This is a genomic window from Streptomyces sp. NPDC003393, from assembly GCF_053589015.1.
In genome coordinates, this window is sequence record NZ_JBSFRB010000003.1 from 196,659 (window position 1) to 218,702 (window position 22,044).

The 22,044-nt window shown below is 74.0% G+C and carries 19 protein-coding genes; 11 read left to right on the forward strand and 8 right to left on the reverse strand.

The annotated features are described in order from the left end of the window. The first annotated feature begins 39 nt into the window (after positions 1 to 39). The gene (locus ACWDUZ_RS04840; protein WP_451630354.1) at positions 40 to 1,176 is read left to right on the forward strand and encodes an O-antigen ligase family protein; all 1,137 of its coding nucleotides are present in this window, start codon (positions 40 to 42) and stop codon (positions 1,174 to 1,176) included. A 69-nt stretch (positions 1,177 to 1,245) separates the two neighbouring features. Here ACWDUZ_RS04840 and ACWDUZ_RS04845 read toward each other — a convergent pair whose 3' ends face one another. Further along, the gene (locus tag ACWDUZ_RS04845) at positions 1,246 to 1,788 is read right to left on the reverse strand and encodes a hypothetical protein (protein ID WP_451630355.1); all 543 of its coding nucleotides are present in this window, start codon (positions 1,786 to 1,788) and stop codon (positions 1,246 to 1,248) included. A 95-nt stretch (positions 1,789 to 1,883) separates the two neighbouring features. Next, positions 1,884 to 2,678 (reverse strand): glutamate racemase, encoded by a 795-nt coding sequence (locus ACWDUZ_RS04850; RefSeq protein ID WP_451630356.1) that lies wholly within the window; start codon positions 2,676 to 2,678, stop codon positions 1,884 to 1,886. 57 nt (positions 2,679 to 2,735) lie between these two features. Between ACWDUZ_RS04850 and ACWDUZ_RS04855 the strand changes: the two genes are divergently transcribed. Next, complete coding sequence (locus ACWDUZ_RS04855; RefSeq protein WP_451630357.1) at positions 2,736 to 3,917, forward strand: glycosyltransferase; 1,182 nt, start codon at positions 2,736 to 2,738, stop codon at positions 3,915 to 3,917. Positions 3,918 to 3,942: 25 nt separating this feature from the next. Here ACWDUZ_RS04855 and ACWDUZ_RS04860 read toward each other — a convergent pair whose 3' ends face one another. Beyond that, positions 3,943 to 5,319: a TerD family protein gene (locus tag ACWDUZ_RS04860; RefSeq protein ID WP_451630358.1), complete on the reverse strand. Its 1,377-nt coding sequence runs from the start codon at positions 5,317 to 5,319 to the stop codon at positions 3,943 to 3,945. A gap of 288 nt (positions 5,320 to 5,607) precedes the next feature. Here ACWDUZ_RS04860 and ACWDUZ_RS04865 point away from each other — a divergent pair, with 288 nt between their 5' ends. The 4 genes from ACWDUZ_RS04865 (at position 5,608) to ACWDUZ_RS04880 (ending at position 10,412) form a co-directional block, all read left to right on the forward strand. Then, positions 5,608 to 6,063, forward strand: coding sequence for a DUF6643 family protein (locus tag ACWDUZ_RS04865; protein WP_451630359.1), 456 nt, complete (start codon positions 5,608 to 5,610; stop codon positions 6,061 to 6,063). A gap of 42 nt (positions 6,064 to 6,105) precedes the next feature. Beyond that, positions 6,106 to 6,921 carry an MOSC domain-containing protein gene (locus ACWDUZ_RS04870; RefSeq protein ID WP_451630360.1) on the forward strand — a complete coding sequence of 272 codons (816 nt, stop codon included), beginning with the start codon at positions 6,106 to 6,108 and terminating at the stop codon, positions 6,919 to 6,921. A 289-nt stretch (positions 6,922 to 7,210) separates the two neighbouring features. Then, the gene (locus tag ACWDUZ_RS04875; RefSeq protein WP_451630473.1) at positions 7,211 to 7,816 is read left to right on the forward strand and encodes an Rv1733c family protein; all 606 of its coding nucleotides are present in this window, start codon (positions 7,211 to 7,213) and stop codon (positions 7,814 to 7,816) included. Positions 7,817 to 7,970: 154 nt separating this feature from the next. Next, the gene (locus tag ACWDUZ_RS04880) at positions 7,971 to 10,412 is read left to right on the forward strand and encodes a right-handed parallel beta-helix repeat-containing protein (protein WP_451630361.1); all 2,442 of its coding nucleotides are present in this window, start codon (positions 7,971 to 7,973) and stop codon (positions 10,410 to 10,412) included. On the opposite strand, the gene ACWDUZ_RS04885 is transcribed toward ACWDUZ_RS04880, so the two are convergent. Further along, positions 10,382 to 12,871 carry a hypothetical protein gene (locus ACWDUZ_RS04885; RefSeq protein WP_451630362.1) on the reverse strand — a complete coding sequence of 830 codons (2,490 nt, stop codon included), beginning with the start codon at positions 12,869 to 12,871 and terminating at the stop codon, positions 10,382 to 10,384. The two genes, ACWDUZ_RS04880 and ACWDUZ_RS04885, sit on opposite strands and share 31 nt — an antisense overlap. Before the next feature lie 320 nt (positions 12,872 to 13,191). Between ACWDUZ_RS04885 and ACWDUZ_RS04890 the strand changes: the two genes are divergently transcribed. Together ACWDUZ_RS04890 and ACWDUZ_RS04895 are read left to right on the forward strand one after the other, a co-directional pair. Beyond that, positions 13,192 to 14,019, forward strand: a complete 828-nt coding sequence (locus ACWDUZ_RS04890; protein ID WP_451630363.1) for a DeoR/GlpR family DNA-binding transcription regulator — start codon at positions 13,192 to 13,194, stop codon at positions 14,017 to 14,019. A 97-nt stretch (positions 14,020 to 14,116) separates the two neighbouring features. Then, a complete protein-coding gene (locus ACWDUZ_RS04895) occupies positions 14,117 to 14,590 on the forward strand; it encodes an SRPBCC family protein (protein ID WP_451630364.1) in 474 nt (157 codons plus the stop codon). Positions 14,591 to 14,619: 29 nt separating this feature from the next. Here ACWDUZ_RS04895 and ACWDUZ_RS04900 read toward each other — a convergent pair whose 3' ends face one another. Further along, positions 14,620 to 15,744: a PLP-dependent cysteine synthase family protein gene (locus tag ACWDUZ_RS04900; RefSeq protein WP_451630365.1), complete on the reverse strand. Its 1,125-nt coding sequence runs from the start codon at positions 15,742 to 15,744 to the stop codon at positions 14,620 to 14,622. Positions 15,745 to 16,114: 370 nt separating this feature from the next. On the opposite strand from ACWDUZ_RS04900, the gene ACWDUZ_RS04905 reads away from it, so the two are divergent. Further along, complete coding sequence (locus ACWDUZ_RS04905) at positions 16,115 to 16,438, forward strand: hypothetical protein (protein ID WP_451630366.1); 324 nt, start codon at positions 16,115 to 16,117, stop codon at positions 16,436 to 16,438. Positions 16,439 to 16,636: 198 nt separating this feature from the next. Further along, positions 16,637 to 17,182: an ATP-binding protein gene (locus ACWDUZ_RS04910; RefSeq protein ID WP_451630367.1), complete on the forward strand. Its 546-nt coding sequence runs from the start codon at positions 16,637 to 16,639 to the stop codon at positions 17,180 to 17,182. 412 nt (positions 17,183 to 17,594) lie between these two features. On the opposite strand, the gene ACWDUZ_RS04915 is transcribed toward ACWDUZ_RS04910, so the two are convergent. The 3 genes from ACWDUZ_RS04915 to ACWDUZ_RS04925 are packed head-to-tail and all read right to left on the reverse strand — an operon-like array spanning position 17,595 to position 21,243. Further along, complete coding sequence (locus ACWDUZ_RS04915) at positions 17,595 to 20,156, reverse strand: ABC transporter permease (protein WP_451630368.1); 2,562 nt, start codon at positions 20,154 to 20,156, stop codon at positions 17,595 to 17,597. Then, positions 20,153 to 20,878, reverse strand: coding sequence for an ABC transporter ATP-binding protein (locus ACWDUZ_RS04920; RefSeq protein ID WP_451630474.1), 726 nt, complete (start codon positions 20,876 to 20,878; stop codon positions 20,153 to 20,155). Before ACWDUZ_RS04920 ends, ACWDUZ_RS04915 begins: the two co-directional genes overlap by 4 nt. A gap of 53 nt (positions 20,879 to 20,931) precedes the next feature. Continuing rightward, on the reverse strand, positions 20,932 to 21,243 hold the full coding sequence (locus tag ACWDUZ_RS04925; protein ID WP_451630369.1) for an SHOCT domain-containing protein: 312 nt from the start codon (positions 21,241 to 21,243) through the stop codon (positions 20,932 to 20,934). 185 nt (positions 21,244 to 21,428) lie between these two features. Here ACWDUZ_RS04925 and ACWDUZ_RS04930 point away from each other — a divergent pair, with 185 nt between their 5' ends. After that, positions 21,429 to 22,028 (forward strand): TetR/AcrR family transcriptional regulator, encoded by a 600-nt coding sequence (locus tag ACWDUZ_RS04930; protein WP_451630370.1) that lies wholly within the window; start codon positions 21,429 to 21,431, stop codon positions 22,026 to 22,028. Positions 22,029 to 22,044: the final 16 nt, after the last annotated feature.

A 22,044-nucleotide genomic window follows, 5' to 3' on the forward strand; every position in this document is an offset into this window, starting at 1 on the left:
GGGGCGGACGGGAACAGACGCGCGGACGACGGAAGACGCGTGGACGACGGAAGACAGGGGCACGACGGCAGACACGGGCACGACGGTCGGCGAAAGGTTCCGGACGCAGCCGGTGTCGTGGTGCTGGGAGCCTGCGCCACCTGGTCGCTGGTCACCGGCGCGCTGCACGAGGGGCGGCCCGAAGGCGTGCTGCTCGCCGTGCTGGCCGTGGCCGCCGGATACGCGGCCGGCCGTATATGCGGTGCCCTGCTGCCGGTCGCCGCGCCCTGCGCCGCGGCGCTGGCGGGCCTGACACTGGTGGTGGCGGTCCCCGGGCTGGCGCCGGGGCCGCCGTTCGCCGGACCCCTGGGGCACGCGGGCGCCACCGCCGCCGTGCTGGTCCTGTCGGAGGGCGCCGCCTGCTGCGCCGCCTGGGCGGCGTCCGCCCCGGCCGTCCGGCTGGCGCTGCGCGCGCCGGCCGTCGCTATCGCGTCGACGGCGGCCGTGCTCGGCTCGGGCAGCGGTTTCCTCTGCTGCACCGCGGTGCTGCTCTGCTCGTTGGCCGCGGGCCGGATGCGCCGTCGCGGCCCCGGCATCGTGGGCCTCGCCCTCGTCGCGGCCGTGGTGACCGGGACGAGCTGGGCGCTCGCCGCCGGGCGCCTGCCCGACGGGCCGGCCGAGACCCTGGAGGGATGGCTGACACAGCACCGTGTCCTGCTGTGGCGGGACGCGCTGCGCCTCGCCCACCAGCACCCGGGCCTGGGCGCGGGGCCCGGCCGCTTCGGCGACTTCAGTCCGACGGCCGCGCAGGCGCTGCAACCCGACGGCAAGCCGCACTCGGCGCTGTTCCAGCAGGCGGCAGAGGAGGGGGTGATGGGCGTGGCGCTGCTGGCGGTCGCGTACGGCTGGACGCTCTACGCGCTGTGGCGGACCGCACGGCCGACGCCGCTCGCCCTCACGGCGGGCGCGGCACTCACGGCGCTCGCGGTGATCGCCACGGTCGGCGATGCGCTGAGCTTCACCGCCGTGTCGGTCTTCGCGGGTCTGCTGGCGGGCACGGCGACGGCCCGCCCGCTGGCCGACGAGTCGGGCCCGACGCGATCCCGACCCGGCCCGCAGGGGACGGGACGGCGCCGTGACGAGGCCGGCCCGACGGACCTGCGACAGCAGCCCGGACAGAACCAGCCGGCACCCTGACGGGGCCGGCTCGACGAGCGTCCGGCACCGGACCCGGCGCGGGCGGTCGGCGGCGGCCGCCGAGGCCGCTCAGGCCCGGCCGGGTTTCGGCGGGTGCAGGCGGTCCTTGATCACGCGGACCGCGGATTCGGCGTTGTCCACGGTGATCGTGAACGTGTGGCCGTCCCACAGGCGCAGCACGACGCCCTCACCGCGCCGTACGACGACGGCGGTGCCCTTCTCGGGCCGCCAGCGGTAGCCCCAGCCGCCCCAGTGGCGCGGGGTGACGTGGGGGACGAACTCGGCGCCCGCCACATGGGCGAGCGGGATGCGTCGGCGCGGCAGGCCGATGTGGCCGCAGCGCACCTCCAGTGTCTCCTTGTCGACTTTCAGCGCGACATGGACGAAGGCGAGGGTGCCGAAGAGGACCAGCAGCCCTGCGGCGATGCAGCCCACGACGGACATCACCAGCGGGGCGATGCCGGAGCTCCAGGCCGAGTCCACCGCCAGCTCGATGCCGAGCGCCAGACAGGCGGCGCCCACCAGCGCCAGCAACCACTGGAAGCGGTTGGTGGCGCGGCCCGTCCAGACCTCGGGGTGCGGCCCGTGCTCGCTGCGGGAGTGGTCCCTCATGTCAACGAGGTTACTCAGGTTTCGCCCCGCGGGTAGCGCGTCGCACACGGGGAGTGTTCCGCACCGGCACCTACGCGCCGGGTGCGCACGGGACGCTACCGTGCGTCAGCGGGCAGGGTGACGGCGTCGAGGAGGCGGCCCTCCGCGTACGTGAGGGCCGGCGCGGGCAGTGCGCCCTGCCGGCCGTTGAGCAGCACCGTGATGGTGCCCGTGGTCGCGGCGTCGGGCTCGGGCCGGGCGCCGATCCGGCGCAGGGCCTGCGCGGCGACGGCCCCGGCCGAGCCGTGCAGCGCCAGCGGGAGGCGGTCCGGGCGCTGCACGGCGGCCCGGATGCGATCGGCGACCAGTTCGTAGTGCGTGCAGCCCAGGACGACGGTCGTCACGTCGTCGGGGGTCAGGGCGGCGGCGGCGGTCACGGCCTCGTCGATCGCCGCCTGGTCGGCGTGCTCCACGGCTTCCGCCAGCCCCCGGCAGGGCACCTCGGCGACCGGCACGCCGTCGGCGAAATCGCGGATGAGCCCCTGCTGGTAGGGGCTGCCGGTGGTGGCGGGTGTGGCCCAGATGGCGACGGGCCCTCCGCCGGCCGCGGCCGGCTTGATCGCGGGCACCGTGCCGATGACCGGCAGGTCCGGTTCGAGGCGGTTGCGCAGGGTGGTCAGCGCGTGCACGGTGGCGGTGTTGCAGCCGACGATCAGGGCGTCGGGACCGTGGGCGGCGGCCGCCTCGGCGACGGCCACCGCGCGCGCGGTGAGGTCCTCCGGAGTGCGTGGCCCCCACGGCATGCCCGCGGGGTCGAGGGAGAGCACCAGATCCGCGTCGGGGCGCAGGCGCCGCACCGCGGCGGTGGCCGCCAGCAGCCCGATTCCGGAGTCCATGAGCGCGATCTTCACCCGGCCACGATAGACGATCCCGTCGTACCGGCGGCCCGGGTGGGGCAGACTGCGGGGGTGAGCGTGATCGTGTGGACCGCCGTCGCATCACTGGCCGCCTGGCTGTGGCTGCTGCTCTGCCAGGGCTTCTTCTGGCGCACGGACGTCAGACTGCCCCCCGCGGTGGAACCGGTCCCGGAGGACTGGCCGGCGGTCTGTGTCGTGGTGCCCGCGCGGGACGAGGCGGCGGTGCTCGGCGAGAGCCTCCCGACGCTGCTCGCCCAGGACTACCCGGGGCGGGCGGAGGTCTTCCTCGTCGACGACGGCAGCGGTGACGGCACCGGTGAGCTGGCCCGTGAACTGGCGCGGCGCGCCGGCGGGCTGCCGCTGACCGTGAGCTCGCCCGGGGAGCCTCCCGCGGGGTGGACCGGCAAGCTGTGGGCCGTACGGCACGGCATCGGCCTGGCCCGCGCGCGTGGTCCCGAGTACCTGCTGCTGACCGATGCCGACATCGCCCACGCCCCGGACAGCCTGCGCCGTCTGGTGGCAGCGGCCCGGACCGGGGGCTTCGACGTCGTCTCGCAGATGGCCCGGCTGCGCGTTCGATCGTTGTGGGAGCGGCTGGTCGTACCGGCGTTCGTCTACTTCTTCGCGCAGCTGTATCCGTTCCGCCGGATCGGTCGCCGGGGCGGTCGGACGGCGGCGGCCGCCGGCGGTTGCGTGCTGCTGCGCACCGAGGTCGCCGACCGGGCGCGGATCCCGGACGCGATCCGGCACGCGGTGATCGACGACGTGGCCCTCGCCCGGGCGGTCAAGGGCAGCGGCGGGCACATCTGGCTGGGCCTGGCCGATCGGGTGGACAGCGTGCGTCCGTATCCGCGCCTGCACGACCTGTGGCGGATGGTCTCGCGCAGCGCCTACGCACAATTGCGCCACAACCCGCTGCTGCTGCTCGGCACGGTCGCCGGGCTCGTGTTGGTGTACCTGGTGCCTCCGGTGGCGCTGGTCGCGGGCCTGGTGGCGGGCGGCGCGGCGGCGGCAGGGGCCGGTGGTGCGGCGTGGCTGGTGATGACGGCGACGTACGTGCCGATGCTGCGGTACTACCGTCAGCCGCTGTGGCTCGCTCCGCTGCTGCCGTTCACGGCGTTCCTCTATCTGTTGATGACGGTGGACTCGGCGGTGCAGCACTACCGGGGCCGGGGTGCGGCCTGGAAGGGCCGCACCTACGCACGCCCGGACGCCGTGCCCGAGGAGGGCTGAGCGCTCACCGGCGGCGGCCGGCGGCTCACTTGCGGCCGGGTGTCCAGTTCATGCCCCAGCCGTAGGCCTGGTCGACGGTGCGCTGGGGGCTCACCCCGCGCGCGGGTACGAGGTAGCGGGCCTCGCGCTGGACGACCAGGCCGCCCCCGGTGTGGGTGATCAGGGCGAGCGCGCACACCGTGGAGGGCACGGTGCACTCGTCGAGGGAGAAGTCGACGGGGGCGCCGTGCTGGGGCTGGAGTGTGACGGTGGCGTGCAGGTCGGCGAAGGACCGGGCGCCTTCGTAGATCGTCACGAAGACGAGGATGCGCCGGAAGTCGTTCGTGTGGTCGAGGTTGATCGTCAGGTTCTCGCCGTCGGCCACGGCACCGGTGCGGTCGTCTCCGTCGAGGTGGATGTACGGGGGGCGGTGCAGCGAGCCGAAGGCGTTGCCGAGGGCCTGTACGACGCCCTTGCGGCCGTCCGACAATTCGTACAGGGCGCACAGGTCGAGGTCCAGGTCCCGGTGGGTCGCGACCGCCCGGCCACGCTTGCTGCCCCAGCCGGCGAACTGCTTGCGCACCTGCCAGTTCAGGTTCACGCGCATCGTTCCCGAGGTGCCGCCCTGCTTGGCCAACGACACCGACGGAGCGGCCTTGGTCAGCGTCACCTTGGTGAGGCGGACGGGAGACGCGGCGGAGTCGTGCGGCGGGGGCATGGGGGGTGTCGTGGTGGGCGGCGGCACGGTGACCGGCAGGGCGACAGGCGGGGGCAGGGGCACGGGCGGGCCGGCCGGGGGCGGGGCCACGGCCGGGGCGGGCCCGGGGGCCGTGGTCGGTCCCGGGCGCGTCGCCGGTGCCGGGCTCGGCGCCTGGGGCGCGGGGCGGGCCGGGTGCTGCGGCTCGTCGACCGTGATGCCGAAGTCCGTGGCCAGGCCCTCCAGCCCGCTGCTGTAGCCCTGTCCCACGGCCCGGAACTTCCACGCGCCCTGACGGCGGTAGAACTCGCCCAGCACGAATGCGGTCTCGACGCTCGCGCCGGTGCTGTCGAAGCGGGCGACGGCTGCGCCGGCGGCGGCGTCCCGTACCTCGATGTACAGGTCCGGCACCCGGCCGAAGGTGCCGCCGTCCGCCGAGGCGGCGAGCACGACCCGGTCGATCGACGACTCCACGCGCGCGAGGTCGACCAGGAGCGTGTCGGTGACCCGGCCGCCGAGGTCGCGCTTGCCCTCGTGCCGCACCGCGCCCGAGGAATGCGCGGGCTGGTTGTAGAAGACGAAGTCCTCGTCCGAGCGGACCTTCCCGTTCACCAGCAGCAGCGCCGAGGCATCCACGTCGGGAATGCCCGGACCGGACCGCCGGCCCACGTCGACGCGCAGAGCAGTGGCCGGCACCGGCGTGTTCGACCCCTTCAACATGGACATGCTCGCCCCCATCACGTGTGTCGGCACGACCGTGCCCGGCGGTCCGTCATCCCGCTCCTGCCAACCTATGCCCGGGCGGTGCGTACGCCCACGGGCGTGCGCCGGAACAAGCGTGCGCAACCTCCGGTAACCCCCCGGGAACTCGCCCTTTACACGATCCGAGCCCTGAGCGACGTCCCTTTTTCACCAAGTTCGCTCGCATTGGGTATTCCGCGTCACCGCAGACACAGAAAACAACCCTCTTATCGGTCTCCCCAACCAGCACATCGTGGGCTTAACTTATGTGCCATGACCTCCCCCCGCTCCACTTATGGCGGCGGCTACTACTCCGCCTCCTTCCCGGACACCCCGATCTACGACTCGCTCGTCGCCGAGCGGGGCACACCGCAGATCGCCCCGATCCGGGTCCCCGCGCCGTACGACACGGGAAGCCACCTGCCCGCCACGGGAAGCCACCTGCCGGCGCTCCCCTCGGCGCTGCCCGCCCTCCCCGCGGGTCCGTCCCAGCCCTCCTACGGTTACCCGCAGACGCCGCAGCCCACCCCGCTGCAGCAGGCGCCCACGGCGTACATTCCCCAGCAGGCCACCGCCCCGCGCGGATACCCGGGCCCGCAGCAGGCGATGCCGCCGCGCCCGACGGCGGGCGGCACGGGCTACGAGGCGATGCGCCCCGCGGCTCCACGGCCCGCCCCGGCGCCCTACCAGGACCCCTACAACAACCAGCAGCAGTACCGCGGGTACTGATCCCTTCCTCTCCTGTCCGGTGCCGCCTGGCAGGATGAGGTCATGGAACTGCGCTCGATCCACATCCACCCGGTCAAGGCGTTCCAAGCCCTGGGGCTCCGGGAGGCCGTTGTGGAGCCCTGGGGGCTGGCCGGGGACCGTCGCTGGGTGTTGATCGACGACGGGGGAAAGGTCGTCACGCAACGCCAGCAGCCACACCTCGCGTCGGCCGTCGCCGAACTCGTGCCCGGCGGCGGCCTTCGCTTGTCCGCGCCGGGCCGGGAGCCGATCGTCGTGCCCGCCCCTCAGCCGGGTGCCACGGTGACCGTGGACATCTTCGGCGACAAGGTGGAGGCCGTCCCGGCCGACGCCGGCGCGCACGCCTGGTGCAGCGGCCTCGTCGGAGCCGGGGCCCGCCTCGTCCACATGGACGACCCGGCCACACGCCGGTCCCTCGACCCGGCCCACGCGCTGCCGGGCGAGACGGTGAGCTTCGCCGACGGCTATCCGCTGCTGCTCACCTCGCTCGCCTCCCTGGACTCCCTCAACTCGCTGATCGCCGAGGGCGACCACGCCGAGGAGGGCCCGCTGCCCATGAACCGCTTCCGGCCGAGCGTCGTGGTGGGCGGCGCCCCCGCCTGGGCCGAGGACGACTGGCGGCGCATCGCGATCGGCGACATCACCTTCCGCGTCGTCAAGCCCTGCGGCCGGTGCGTGGTGACCACCACGGACCAGGCCACCGCCGCGCGCGGCAAGGAGCCGCTGCACACCCTCGGCCGCCACCGCCGCTTCGGCCGCGCACTGCTCTTCGGGCAGAACCTGGTGCCGGAGTCGACCGGCACCGTCCGCGTCGGCGATCCGGTCACGATCCTCGAATGAGCGCTCCTCGCACGAGCGCGCCGCTGACGAGCCCACCTCGAACGGGCACACCTCCGGCAAGCATGCCTCCTCGGACGAGCACGCGTTGAACGAGCACGCCGTGAACGGGCGGTCCCCGAAAGGGCGGAGACGCCTTCGTCGGGGAACCCGGGCCGGGGGCCGGTCGTTGGATGTCGTGAGAACTTCATGAGAGCTCCGGGCCGGAGGTGATTTCGCTCTCTTCGGCCGGGTTCGCGGGTGAGCGGCTCCGGCGGGGGTTATGAACGGAGCGGGAAGGGGGGTGCCGAAGATGCGAGCGATCGGCGGCCTGTGGCGCTGGCGGCGCAATCCGTTGCGGCGCACGACCGATCTGGCCGAGGCCTGGATGGCGTTGGCGGCCCTGCTGCTGATCCTGGTCGCCGCTCCCGTGCTCGGCGTGCTCGTCGGTTCGACCGCCCAGACCTCCCTCCAGCAGTCGGTGCGGGACCAGCGTCACACCCGGCACATGGTGACGGCCACCGTGGTGAGGAAGGTGCGTGAGGTGGCACCGGTGCCCGACCCGGAGATCTCCTCCGGGCGGGACGTGCGCAGCCGCGTCGACGCCGACTGGACCGCCCCGGACGGCACTCGGCGGCACGGCCGGGTCGCCACGCATCTCAAGTCCCCTCGGCGCGGAGACCACTTCACGCTGTGGACCGACCGGAGCGGACGGGTCGTGACCCGGCCCCTGGATCCCACCACGGCCACCACCCACGCCGTGCTGGCCGGACTCGGCGCGGCCCTGCTGGCCGCCGGACTGGTGGAGTGCATACGCAGACTGATCGTCTGGCGACTGCTCCGCCACCGCTACGCCGGCTGGGACCGGGCGTGGGAGCGCGTGGGCCCGGACTGGGGCCGTACCGGCACCGGCAGCTGACCGCCTGCCGCCTCCGGTCAACCGACCGTCCGCGCGCACGCTACGGTGGACCGGCCGACGCATTCGGCAACGACCCGCGCACGAGCGAGCCGTAGGGGCGCGCCCCGGCGGTGAACGCGCCATCAGTTCGACGAGGTGGGGGCACAGCAACGCCATGGCACAGGGCACGGTCCAGGTGACGCACACCGGCACTTCGCGGTGGCGGCGCCGCACGGGTGAGTACGCGTCGCTCGCCGCCGCCCTGGAGGCCGCGGCGGACGGCGACGTCCTCACCGTGGCCCCGGGCACCTACCGGGAGAACCTCGTCGTCCAGCGGGCGGTGACCCTGCGCGGACCCGAGGGCTCCGCGGGGTCGGTGCGGATCGCCCCGGTGGACGGGGTGCCGCTGACCGTGCGCGCCTCGGCGGTGGTGCAGGACCTGCATGTGGAGGGCCAGGACGCCGCCGCCCCCGCCCTGCTGGTGGAGGAGGGCGCGCCGGAGCTGAGGGACGTGCGGATCGTGACCCGGTCCGCGACGGGCATCGAGGTGCGTGCCGGTGCCCGGCCGACCGTCCGGCGCAGCACCGTCGACAACCCGGCGGGTGTCGGTCTCGCCGTGCTCGACGGCGGCGGTGGGGTGTTCGAGGAGTGCGAGATCGTCGCGGCCGGGCAGTCGGGCATCGCGGTCCGCGGCGGCGCCCATCCGCGGCTGGAGCGCTGCCGCGTCCACCACACCGCGGGCGCGGGCATCACCGTCACGGGCGACAACTCCGCCCTGGAAGCGGTGGGTTGCGAGGTGTACGAAGTGCGGGGCAGCGGTGTGCAGATCACCGGGCGGGCCACCGCGCACCTCACCGACTGCGATGTGCACCGCACCACCGCGGACGGGGTCACCCTCGACACCGACGCCGTCCTCACTCTCGCCGACTGCCGCATCCACGACATCCCGGAGAACGCGGTGGACCTGCGCTCGCGTTCGGTGCTGACCCTGACCCGGACCACGGTGCGCCGGTTCGGGCGCAACGGACTGTCCGTATGGGACCCGGGCACGCGGGTGGACGCCAACCAGTGCGAGATCTTCGACAGCACCGGCGACTATCCGGCGGTGTGGGTCAGCGACGGCGCGACGGTGGTGCTCGACTCCTGCCGGGTGCACGACGTGCCCGACGCCCTGTTCGTCCTGGACCGGGGGTCCCGCGCGGACGTCGTCGACAGCGACCTGTCCCAGGTGCGCAACACCGCGGTGTCGGTGAGCGACGGCGCCACCGCGCAGCTCGACGACTGCCGGATCAAGGAGGCGGCCACCGGTGCCTGGTTCCGTGACCACGGCAGCGGAGGCACGCTCAACAACTGCACCGTGGACGGCACGCAGACCGGCGTGATCGTCACCAAGGGCGCCGACCCCACCATCGAACGCTGCACCGTCTCCTCCCCCGCCGAGGCCGGCTTCTACGTCTCCGCCGGGGGCCGGGGCAGCTTCCTCGGCTGCCGGGTGACGGGCAGCGGCGGCTACGGCTTCCATGTGATCGACGGCTGCCGTACGACGCTGCGGAAGTGCCGTACGGAGCGGTGCGCGCGCGGCGGTTACGAGTTCGCCGACGCCGGGCCGGACGCGGCGGCCGGGTCGGGACCGGTGGTCGAGGACTGCACCAGCGACCAGAGCGGCGGGGTGCGCCCGCCCGAGGCACGGGAGACGGCCGTGCAGCAGACGGCGAACGCGTCACCCGGCCTGCTGGGCGCCATCCCCGGGCAGCGCAGCACCGAGCAGGAGCCGCTGCTGACCGCGCCGGAACCGGACCAGCCCGGGCGCACCGCGAAGGACGTGCTGGGCGAACTGGACGCGCTGGTGGGTCTGGACAGCGTGAAGCGGGAGGTCCGGGCCCTGACCGACATGATCGAGGTGGGCCGGCGGCGGCAGCGGGCCGGCCTGAAGGCCGCGTCGGTCAAGCGCCACCTGGTCTTCACCGGCTCCCCCGGCACCGGCAAGACGACGGTCGCGCGTCTGTACGGCGAGATCCTCGCCTCGCTCGGCGTGCTGGAGAAGGGACATCTCGTCGAGGTGTCCCGGGTCGACCTGGTCGGTGAGCACATCGGTTCCACCGCGATCCGCACCCAGGAGGCCTTCGAACGAGCGCGTGGCGGAGTGCTGTTCATCGACGAGGCGTACGCGCTCTCCCCGGAGGACGCCGGGCGTGACTTCGGCAAGGAGGCCATCGACACGCTGGTGAAGCTGATGGAGGACCACCGGGACGCGGTCGTGGTGATCGTCGCCGGCTACACGGCCGAGATGGAGCGCTTCCTGTCCGTCAACCCGGGGGTGGCCTCGCGGTTCTCCCGCACCATCACCTTCGGCGACTACGGCCCCGACGAACTGCTGCGGATCGTGGAGCAGCAGGCCGAGGAGCACGAGTACCGGCTGGCGTCGGGGACGGCGGAGGCGCTGGTGAAGTACTTCACCGAGATCCCGAAGGGCGCCGCGTTCGGCAACGGCCGTACCGCGCGCCAGACGTTCGAGGCGATGGTGGAACGGCACGCGGGCCGGGTGGCTCAGCTCGACGACCCGAGCACCGACGATCTGACGCTGCTCTACGCGGAGGACCTGCCGGCGCTGTCCTGAGCCTCCTGCCCTTCCTCCCGCGGGGCCGGCAGGCCGGGGCGGAGTCGGGCCAGCAGCCTGCGGCGTTCCTCGGCGAAGGCCGGGTCGGCCTGGTAGTCGGAGTGGCCGAGGATCGGGGCGGGCAGGGGATGCCGTGCGGTGCGGCCGTAGCCGAGCGGGTCCTTCAGCGGGGCGTGGTCCACCTCCGGGCCGCTGCCGCCGGGTAGTCCGACGGGGCCGCCGATGGGGTCCGTGAGCCGGTACAGATTGCGCCAGCAGTCGACGTCGCGGTGCAGGCCGGCGAGGGCTTCCGGCCCGAAGTGGGCCGGGAACCAGCGGCCGTAGAGCCGGGTCAGCGGGGAGCCGTAGGTGAGCAGCGCGACCCTCCCCCGCGCGGACGGTGTGAGCTGCCAGGCGGCCGCGGCGGCCAGCACGCTGCCCTGGGAGTGTCCGGAGAGAACCAGCCGGCCGCCCGTCGCCCGGGTCCAGGTCGCCATCCGCCAGGTGAGGTCGGGCACCGCGCGCTCGGCGTAGCAGGGCGGGGCGAAGGGGTGGGCGGCGCGCGGCCAGAAGGTGCCGACGTCCCAGAGGATGCCGATGGTGCGCCGCGCGGAGGCGTCCTTGTAGGCGCGTCGGCCCCAGGTGACCAGCAGTATGAAACCCAGCCCCATCAGCCAGGAGCCGAGCGCCTGCGCGGTCCCGGCCGCGCCCTGGACGACGGAGGGCGCCCCGTCGGCGGCCCCCACCGGTGTCCGGTCGGTACCGAAAGCGCCCGCCAGGGCCGCGGCCCCCAGCACGAGGGTGGCGGCGGAGGTCACGCCGACGACGAGGGGGCCGTCGTCGGTGAGGGTCGCCACGGCGCGGGTACGGGCGATCCGGCGGGTGCGCTCGAGGTCCTTCGGCTCGTCCGGGTACTCCCGTTCCACCGAGGCGCGTTCGGCGCGGGCCAGTCGCCGGGCCTGCCCGGCCAGCCGGCCGCACAGCACCAGCAGGATCAGCAGCAGCGGCGGGATGGCGGACGCCTGCCAGGTGAGCAGGACCGGGGGCCCGGGGATGGAGGTGCCGGTGCCGTCCAGCCAGTCGGAGACGCGCTGGGCGACGCCGCCGGACATCAGTCCGCCGAGCGCGCAGGCCAGCATGGCCACCGCCGGTCCGCCGAGGCCGCGCAGAGCGGCACGGGGGCCGGTGGTCACGCCGTTCGCGCGACCGGCGTTCCGGGCCGGAGGGCGGGTCCGGTCGGTGGCCGGGTCCGCAGGGTGGGTGCGGTCGGTGCTCGGGGCCGGGGGACGGGTGCGGTGCAGTCGGTGTGCGGTGACGGCGAGGGCGACGACCAGGACGCCCTGGCCCAGGGCGATGCCGCCGAAGGTCGCGTCGCCCGCCAGCCGCCCTGTCGAGTGCCACTGCGGCCGCGCCCACCCGGCGTACAGCGCGGCGAGCACCAGCAGCAGAAGTGCTCCGACGGGCAGCCGGCGAACGAGGTGGTGGTCCAGTCGCCGGTCGAGCCGCCGCTCGCTGCGGCCCCGGCGGCAGACCACTCCCAGCACGACGGCCGCCGTGCCGGCCAGGGCCGCCAGCAGGAGCCAGCCCAGGATGTCCAGTGCCGTGGAGCCGCCGGGGCGCCGGTCGGCGTGCGCGGCCGGAGCGGCGACGGCGGCGGCCACGGTCAGCAGGCCGGCGGCGGTGTGGGCGGCGCGCAGCCGGGCCACCAGGCGGCGCCCGTACCAGAATCCGGGGCGGCCCAGGGCGCCGCTGTCCTCGTCCTCCCCGGATTCGGGTCCGCCCTCGCGGGAGAAGGGCTGCTGGGACTCGTAGGCGTTCCAGGTGCGGTGGGAGAGGTACCACAGCAGGCCGGTGAGCGCGGCGGGGACCAGGGCGGCGAGGGCCAGCCGGCGGCCGGGCGTGCTCCACCAGCCGCCGGTGCCGGGCGAGAGGAAGCCGAGCCAGGAGTGGCGCGCGGCGCACGCGCGGGTGCCCGCGCACTGCCAGACGGCCAGGTCGAGCGCGACCTCGCAGGCGGCGGCGACGAACAGCACGGTCAGGGTCAGACCGGTGAGCCGGACGAGCAGGCCGTACAGACGCACGGTGCGGGGGCGGCCGTGCGCGGTGGGGCGCATCCAGTGGGCGAGGTTGACGACCATGAACGGAAGCAGCAGCAGCCACAGGGCCCGGCTGCCGTCGCCGGAGGTGAGGTTGCACCAGACGTACGCCTCGGGCACCGGTCGGCCGCCGTCGTGGGCTCGCTCCGGCCGGGTCTCGGCGTCGACGTCGCCGGCGCGCCGGTACACCGCTGCCGTGTGGTCGCCGGTGATCCGCACGGTGCGCGGGTCGTCCAGCATCCTCTCGGGCGTGGTGCCGCCGACTCCGTGGACCAGGAGTTCCAGGGCGGCTCCGGCCGGTGCGGGTGGCGGAGCCGTGCCGCGGCCGGTGCCGGACGGGTCGTCCGGGTGGGGCGCCGTTGGATCGAGCCGTGCACGTTCCACTGTTCGCACTTCCCCCGGGATGCGTCGTCGTCGCCTGTGTCCGTGCGGATTCCAGGATCGCCGCCGCCGGCGTGACCGCACACCCCTCGTAACGCAATCTCCACGGTTCGGTGACGGCCGCGGTGGGCACCGCACCGGGGCCGCGCGCCGCACAGCAGGTGCCTGCCCGGGGGGTGTGCGTCCCGGCAGGCGATGGCGCGACGGGGGGCGAGCCGTGAAAAGATGGGACGTCCGCGCACCCGCGGCACGGCGAACCTCCTCGTCGGGGCGGGTACGCCGGGCGTGTCGGACGGTGTGAGGCGAAAGGAACCGGAGCACACGTGAGTGAGAATCAGAACCTCCTCGCGGAGCAGCGGCGCGCCCTGATCCTGGACGAGGTCCGCCGCCGCGGCGGTGTCCGGGTCAACGAGCTGACCCGGAAGCTCGGCGTGTCCGACATGACGATCCGCCGCGACCTGGACGCGCTGGCCCGCCAGGGTGTGCTGGAGAAGGTGCACGGCGGCGCGGTCCCGGTGGTGGAGGCCAGCACGCACGAGCCGGGCTTCGAGGCCAAGTCGGGTCTGGAGCTCACCGCCAAGGAGGACATCGCGCGGGCGGCGGCGCGGCAGGTCGCGCCGGGCACGGCGATCGCGCTGTCGGGCGGTACGACGACGTACGCGCTGGCCCATCAACTGGTGGACGTGCCGGACCTGACGGTGGTCACCAACTCGGTGCGGGTGGCGGACGTCTTCCACAGCGCGCAGCGCGCCTCGGGGCAGCGGCAGGGCGCGGCGACGGTGGTGCTGACCGGCGGGGTGCGCACTCCGTCCGACTCGCTGGTGGGGCCGGTGGCCGACCAGGCGATCGCCGCGCTCCACTTCGACATGCTGTTCCTCGGCGTGCACGGGATATCCGCCGAGGCCGGCCTGTCGACGCCGAACCTCGCGGAGGCCGAGACCAACCGGAGGCTGGTGCAGTCCGCACGGCGGGTGGTGGTGGTCGCCGACCACACCAAGTGGGGTGTCGTGGGCCTGAGTTCCTTCGCCACGCTGGACCGCGTCGACACGCTGGTGACGGACGCCGGGTTGCCTGCCGAGGCGCGCGCGGAGATCGAGGAGCACCTGCGGCTGGTGGTGGCGGGCGAGCCGGGGGACGGGGAAGACGTCTGAGGTGCCCCGCGAGGGGCGGCTGAGAGGACGTCAGCTACGGTGGCCGCGTCGGTGCTCGTCCACCGCCTTGTCGCCGCGCGTGAAGAGGTTCCTGTCCATGGCTCACCGTCTGCGTCCCGTGGAGAGCGACTTCGTGGGGACCGCCCCGGTACGACTGGTCTTCGCACGCGATGTCTCCGCCTCACCCGAGCGGGTCTTCGCCGCGCTCGCCGAGGACGTGCCCGGCTGGGCGCGGTGGTTCCCGGCGGTGACCTCCGCGCGGCCGCTCGGGGGCACCGCCAGGCGTGAGATCCGGCTCTGGGGCGGGACGCGGTTCGAGGAGGGGGTCCTCGTCGCCCGGTCCCCCGAGGTGTACGCCTATCGTGTCGACGTCACCAACGCGCCGGGCGCCCGCGCACTGGCCGAGGAGTGGCGGCTGACGCCGGCCGGGACGGGCACGCGCGTGCGGTGGACCGTCGCCGCGGACGGTACGCCGGTCTTCCGGTTCGCCCTCTCCCTGGGCCGGCCGGGATTCGCACGTGCCTTCCGGGGGGCCGTGACCGCCCTGGACCGGCGCCTGTCCGGGCGCTGACCGGCGCGGGGGCGCACCGGCCGTCCGGCTCAGCCCGGCCACTCCCCCGTGGTGAGGAAGGTGTCGATCGCGGCCGTGTACGGTGCGCTGTCCAAGCCCTGTTCGGCCAGCCAGGCGTCCGAGTAGTACTTGTCGAGGTAGCGGTCGCCCGGGTCGCACAGCAGCGTGACCACGCTGCCCCGGCGTCCCTCGGCCAGCATCTCGGCGACGATCTTCAGGGCGCTCCACAGTCCGGTGCCGGTCGAGCCGCCCGCCTTGCGGCCGATGGCCCCTTCCAGCGCCCGTACGGCGGCTACGGCGGCGGCGTCGGGCACCTTCATCATCCGGTCGATGGCGTGGGGCACGAAGCTCGGTTCCATGCGTGGCCGGCCGATGCCCTCGACACGCGAGCCGCAGTCGCAGGTAACGTCCGGATCGCCGGTCGCCCAGCCCTCGAAGAAGCAGGAGTTGTCCGGGTCGGCGACGCAGACGCGGGTGTCGTACTGCATGTAGTGGACGTAGCGCGCGAGGGTCGCGGAGGTGCCCCCGGTGCCCGCGGTGGCGACGATCCAGGCCGGCTCCGGGAAGCGTTCCAACTCGAGCTGGCGGAAGATGGATTCGGCGATGTTGTTGTTGCCGCGCCAGTCCGTGGCCCGCTCGGCGTAGGTGAACTGGTCCATGTAGTGGCCGCCGGTCTCCACCGCGAGCCGGGCGGAGGCCTCGTACATGGTGCGCGGGTCGTCCACGAAGTGGCACCGCCCGCCGTGGAACTCGATCAGGCGGCACTTCTCGGCGCTCGTCGTGCGGGGCATCACCGCGATGAAGGGCACGCCGATCAGCTTCGCGAAGTACGCCTCGGAGACGGCCGTCGAGCCGCTGGAGGCCTCGATCACCGGGCGGCCCGGCCGGATCCAGCCGTTGCACAGGCCGTAGAGGAACAACGAGCGGGCCAGACGGTGCTTGAGGCTGCCGGTCGGGTGGGTCGACTCGTCCTTCAGATAGAGGTCGATGCCCCACTCCTCGGGCAGCGGGAAGCGCAGCAGGTGGGTGTCGGCCGACCGGTTGGCGTCCGCCTGGACCTTGCGGACAGCCTCTTTGAGCCAGTCCCGGTAGCCGCTGTCGCTGCGGTCGAGATCCAGGGTTTCACCGGTCCGGCGCTGCTCGGTGGTGCTCACGGCGGGACTCCTCACTCTGGGCGCCGACGGCGTGTCGCGCGGCCGGACGTCACCGATGATAGACACCTTTCACACCGTCCTCACCTGCATAAACACCACTTTGGGCAGGTCAAAGACGGGCCTGGGGCAGGGCTCGCCAGAGCGCGTCACCGGCGCATCGCGGGCATCGGTGGGGGCGCATTCGCGCGAATGCTCCGGGCGCCGGTCGCGCGGGGGCCGCGTGCACTGGTGCCGGGTGGCGAAGGGGGGCAGACTGCACCGCGCGGGACGAAGAGCCCGACGGGACGCACACGGGTTCCCGGACGGACCACGCCGGCTCGGGGACTGTACGGAGCCTGGAGCCGGCGGTGCGCACGAGAGGGCGGCAGCGATGGCGGAACCGGAGTTCACGGCCACGGGCGTGCGGATCGCGCGACGGCTGCGCTCGCTCACCCGGGCCGGACGGGTCCGGATCAGCGACGGCAGGCTGGAGTTGCTCACCAGCAACGGCAGCGAGATCGACAGCGCGCCGGTACGGGCGGTGCGGGCGTCCAGGCCCTGGCTGGGCTCCGCCGACCGGGCGCTGGCCGACCTCAACGGCAACCGCTACTCGCTCACCCTGGGAGCGTTGGACCCCGCGCCGGGCGAGCCCGGGCCGCCGGCGGCGCGCAGATTCGTCGAGGCCGTCCGCAGGGCGGCGGGACGCGGCGGCTGACGCCGGTCGCGAAGGTGGCGCGAAGTTGCGGTGCCGAACCCCTTGCGTCACGCTGGTCTCACGTCACTCTGGGTTTACCGGCGATAACGCTGCGAACCAGCCCGCCGGCCACGACAGCAGGCGGCAGTGTCACGCAGGCGTCCTGCTGCATCCGAAACGTCGTGTTCTTCCGGACCTCAACGTCGGGGAGTCGCAGCCGTGATCAGTCACCCAAGCAGGCACTGCACGGTGGAGCTCCAAGCCCTGCCGTCGCGGATCGGCCAGGTCCGCAGAATCGTATCGGCGCACTTGCGCTACTGGCATCTTGACGCTCTGATCGACCGAGCGGCGCTCGGTGTGACGGAGTTGCTGACCAACGTCCACCAGCACGCCCGGCCCGACAAGTTGTGCACGGTCGAGCTCGAGCTGCTGCTCGACCGGCTCACGGTCTCCGTGCGCGACCACGATCCGCGTCTTCCCGTCGTGGAGGAGCTGGGCGAGATCGCGCCGCTGGCCACCGAGGGGCGCGGACTGGCGATGGTGGCCGCGATGAGCGAGAGCTGGGGCGCGCGCCCGGACGGCGAGCAGGGCAAGGTGGTCTGGTTCACCCTGCCGACCTCCGGCGGCCCGGTGACCGTGCCCGCGCGCGTTCCACGGCTGGCGACCCCGGACCAGCCCGTGCGCCGTTTCACGGCGCCCGAGCCCGCGCTCGACGGCGCCGGGCCACCCGCCCACGCTCCCGCCCGGTCCGCCGTTCCCGGCTGACCGGGCGGTGACCGACGCGCACCACGGCGACCGGCGGCACCTCGTACTGCCCTGTACGCGGTGCCGCCGGTCGCCGCGGGCGATGTGCCGGTATGTCGACGTGTCGGTATACCGGTGTGTCGATGTAGCGATGTACCGGTGTACCGATGGGCCGGCGGGCGACCGGGCCCGCGGACGTACCGGCGCGGCAAGCCGCCCCGCACGCCCGTGAACGGTCCGAGGACCACCACACCCGCCGCCGACGGCCGTCCGACGGCCGTGCCCGTCGTGCCTCGCGCCGGCCCGTGACACCTCCGCCGTGCCCCGTCGAGTCGTTCCGTCTGCCATGGCGACCGTTCGACCGCGGCCGGGGCGACTCACCCACCGCGGTCGGCCGCACCGGGCGATGCCGTGTCACCGCCCGGTGCGGCGGTCATTCCGTCGCGATGGCCCGCAGGACGTCCAGGCGGGCCGCGCGCCGGGCCGGGCGCAGACCGGCCAGGGCGCCGGCGGTGACGCCCACCAGGGCCACCACCGCGAGCCGGGCGGGCGGCAGGGAGAAGGCGAACGCCGTGTCGCCGGCGCCGGCGGACGCCTTCACCAGTACCCAGCCGAGGAAGGCGCCGAGGGCCAGCCCTCCGGCCGTGCCGAAGGCGGCGACGAGCACCGACTCCCACCGGACCATCGCGCGCACCTGGGAACGGGTCTGGCCGACGGCCCGCAGCAGGCCGAGTTCGCGGGTCCGTTCGTGGATCGCCAGCGTCAGCGTGTTGGCGATGCCGAACAGCGCGATGAGGACCGCGAGGGCGAGCAGGGCGTACACGAGGGTCAGCATCATGTCGATGCCGCCCGCCGAGGACTGCGCGTACTCGTCGCGGGTCTGCACCTGCGGGTTGCCGTACCGGGCCGCGACTTTCTCCACGGCGGCCTTGCCCGCGTCCGCGCTCACCCCCGGCTCGAGGGAGACGGCGACGAGCCTGTCGGAGTCCTGGGTGCGGTGCGGGGCCCAGGCCTCGCGCGTGATGACGTAGTCACCGGCGAGTTCGGACCGGCCGTAGACCGCGCGGACCGTGAACGTCTGCTTCTTGCCGTCGGTGAAGGTGAGCCGTGCCTTGTCGCCGGTCGTCAGGCCCTGCTCGTCGGCCTCGCTCCGGGTCAGGGCGAGTCCGTCGGCGCCCAGGTCCCGCAGGGAGCCCTGGACCGTGCCCAGGTCGAAGGTGCGGGCGAGCGCGGCGGGGTCGGTGACGGTCAGCGCCCGTCCCTCGCCGTCCACCTCGGCGACGCCCCGGCCCAGGCCGACGGCCGTCTCCACCTCGGGCAGCCGCTGGATCGCCCCGGCGAGCCGGGGGCTCAGCCCGCTGCCGCCCGCGCCGAAGGACGGAGTGCTCACGACGAGGTCGCCCGCGAAGGAGCGCGCGACCGTCTGGTCCATGGTGGCCTTGAGCGAGGCGCCGAAGACCGTGAACAGCGACACCACGGCGACGCCGATCATCAGCGCGCTCGCGGTCGCGGCGGTCCGCTTCGGGCTGCGCAGGGCGTTGCGCCGGGCGAGGGCGCCGGTGACGCCGCGCAGCCGGTCGAGCGGCCCGCCGAGCAGCCGTACGACGGTGGTGGAGGCGACCGGGCCGAGGACGACGAAGGCGACGAGGGCGAGCACGGCGCCGAGGCCGGCCGACCACACGGACGGGGAGACCAGGACGCCCGTCAGGGTCGCCGCGATCGCCAGTGCGGCGAGGCTGGTGCCGACGATCGCGCGGGTGCGGGAGGCGCCGGAGGTGTCGACGGCCGTCTCGCGCAGCGCGGCCAGCGGTGCGGTGCGGCCCGCCCGCACCGCGGGCGCGAGCGCGGACGCCAGGCAGACGACCACGCCCACCAGCGGCGGCAACGCCATCGACAGCGGCTTGACGACCAGGTCGGCGTCCGGGAAGGGGAACCCGATCGCCGGGAACAGCGCCTGGAGCCCGGCGGCGATGCCGATGCCGCCCGCCAGTCCGGCGGCGGACGCGGTGAGCGCGACGGCGCTCGCCTCGGCGAGGGCGGAGGCGGTCACCTGGCGGCGGGACGCGCCGAGGGCGCGCAGCAGCGCGTTCTCGCGAGCGCGCTGGGTGACGACGATCGCGAAGGTGTTGTGGATGGAGAAGGTCGCCACCAGCAGGGCGACGCCGGAGAAGACCAGCAGGAAGGTGGTGAAGACGGTCAGGAACTGACTGGAGATCATGTCGGTGTTCTCCTGCGCGGACTCCTGACCGGTGATGGCCTCGACCCCCTTGGGCAGGACGGGAGTCACCCGGCGGACGAGTTCCGCCTGGCTCACGCCGGACGCGGCGCGCACCTGGATGCTCGCCGCCTCACCGGGCCGCGCGGTCAGGTACTTCTCCGCGTCGGCCAGGGTCATGCCGGTGAAGGTGACCTGCGCCATGCCGTCCTCGCCGCCGAAGGTGGCGAGGCCCACGATCGTCACCCGGACGGGGTCGGGGGTGCGCAGGGTGGTGGTGTCGCCGATCCGCAGGCCGCCCTTCTTCGCGGTGCCGCGGTTGACGACGACCTCGCCGGGCTTCGCGGGGGCGCGGCCCTCGGCGAGCCGGTACGGGTTGAGCGTGGGGTCGGTGATCCAGTTCCCGGCGACGGTGGGCGGGCCCTGGCCGCCGATGGGCTTGCCGTTCCTGCCCATGAGCTGGCCCGCGCCCTGGATGTCGGGGGCGGCGGCCGCGACGCCGGGGACCCGCTCGAGGGTCTGCACCAGGGCGGTGGGCACCGGTTGCCGTGTGCCCTGGCTGTCGCCCGGTGTCGTGATGGTGTCGGCGCTGCGCACGACGGCGTCCGTGCCGCCGGTCGCCTTGCCGAACATCGAGTCGAAGCCGGAGCGCAGCGTGTCCCCCATGACGAGCGTCCCGGCCAGGAAGGAGACGCCGAGGAACACGGCGAGGAAGGTGCCGGCGAAGCGCCGCTTGTGGGCCCGCAGCGAGGAGAGGCTGAGCCGGAGGGACGTGGTCATGTCCTCACCTCGAAGGCCTTCATGCGGTCCAGGACCTTGTCGGCGGTCGGGGACTCCATCCGGTCGACCAGGCGTCCGTCGGCGAGGAAGAGGACCTCGTCGGCGTGGGCGGCGGCGACCGGGTCGTGGGTGACCATGACGACGGTGCGGTCCATCTGCCGTACGGCGCGGCCGAGCAGGCCCAGCACCTCCTGGCCGGAGCGGGAGTCGAGGTTGCCGGTGGGCTCGTCGGCGAAGACCACCTCGGGCCGGCCGGCGAACGCCCGGGCCACGGCGACGCGCTGCTGCTGCCCGCCGGAGAGCTCGGCGGGCCGGTGGCGCAGGCGGTCGCGCAGTCCGACGACGTCGACGAGCGCGTCGATCCACTCCGCGTCGCCCCTGCTGCCCGCCAGGTCCAGGGGCAGCGTGATGTTCTCCGCCACGGTCAGCGTCGGCACCAGGTTGAACTGCTGGAAGACGAAGCCGACACGGTCGCGGCGCAGCAGGGTGAGGCGGCGGTCGTCGAGGGCGCTCAGGTCGGTGTCCCCGATGTGGGCGGTGCCCGAGGTGAGCGTGTCGAGCCCGGCCGCGCAGTGCATCAGGGTGGACTTGCCGGAACCGGAGGGCCCCATGATGGCGGTGAAGCGTCCGGCGGGGAAGCCGACGGTCACCCCGTCCAGGGCCCGTACGGCGGTGTCGCCCGATCCGTGGACCTTGACGGCCTCGGTGACCCGGGCGGCCATGCGGGCGGCCGGTCCGGGTGCCGAGGAGCCGGTGGCGGTGGTGGTCGCGGCGGTCACAGGGCACCGCCCTTGCCCGGACGGCCGAACTGCTCCTCCAGCACCGACAGACGCCGCCAGTACTCGTCCTCGTCGATCTCGCCGGAGGCGAAGCGACGGCCGAGGACGGCGAGCGGGGAGTCGCCGGCCGGGCGGCCGTCGGCGCCGCGCCAGGGGCCGGGGGCCATGCCGCGCCACGGTCCGCCGCGACCGCGCCACGCCGTGCGGCGCAGGACGGTGACGGCGCCGACGACGACGGCCGCCCAGATCAACGGGAAGAGGAGGATCCACGGCCCGGGGTGGCCGTTCCATTCCGCCAGGGTCTGCATCTCGGTTCATCTCCTTGGGAGGGTCGTCCGGTGATGTCTCGAGAGTGGCTCCGGGGCGGGGTCCGGGTCGTCGTACGGCCAGCGGCAGTGTGCGTACCCCGCGGGGAGTACGGGGGCGGGCGGAGGCTGCTTCCCGGGGACGGCGGAAGACGGGTGACGGACCGTCGACTTCTGTACCTACTAGTATGTACAGTAGCTGCGTGAGCACCCCGGAGCGACTGATCGAGTCCACCCGCGAGCTGCTGTGGGAGCGCGGATACGTGGGCACCAGCCCCAAGGCGATCCTGGAGCGCGCGGGCGCCGGGCAGGGCAGCATGTATCACCACTTCAAGGGCAAGCCCGACCTGGCGCTGGCCGCGATCCGGCGCACGGCCCAGGAGATGCGCGCCACTGCGGAGGGAGTACTGGGCGGCGCGGGAACGCCGTACGAGCGCATCGAGGCGTATCTGCGGCGCGAACGCGATGTGCTGCGCGGCTGCCCGATCGGCCGGCTGACCATGGACCCGGACGTCGTCGCCAGCGCCGAGCTGCGCGCACCGGTCGACGAGACGCTCGACTGGATCCGCGAGCGGCTCGCCGGGATCGTCGAGGAGGGCAAGGAGCGGGGCCAGTTCGCGCCCGCGCTCGACGGCGAGGAGATCGCGGCGACGATCCTCGCGACCGTACAGGGCGGCTACGTCCTGGCGCGCGCCTCCGGCTCCCCCGACGCCTTCGACACCGGGGTGCGCGGACTGCTCCGCCTGCTCGCCCCGCACTCCTCGACGGCCGACCGGCCCGGGACCTGACGGAAAGGCTCTCACC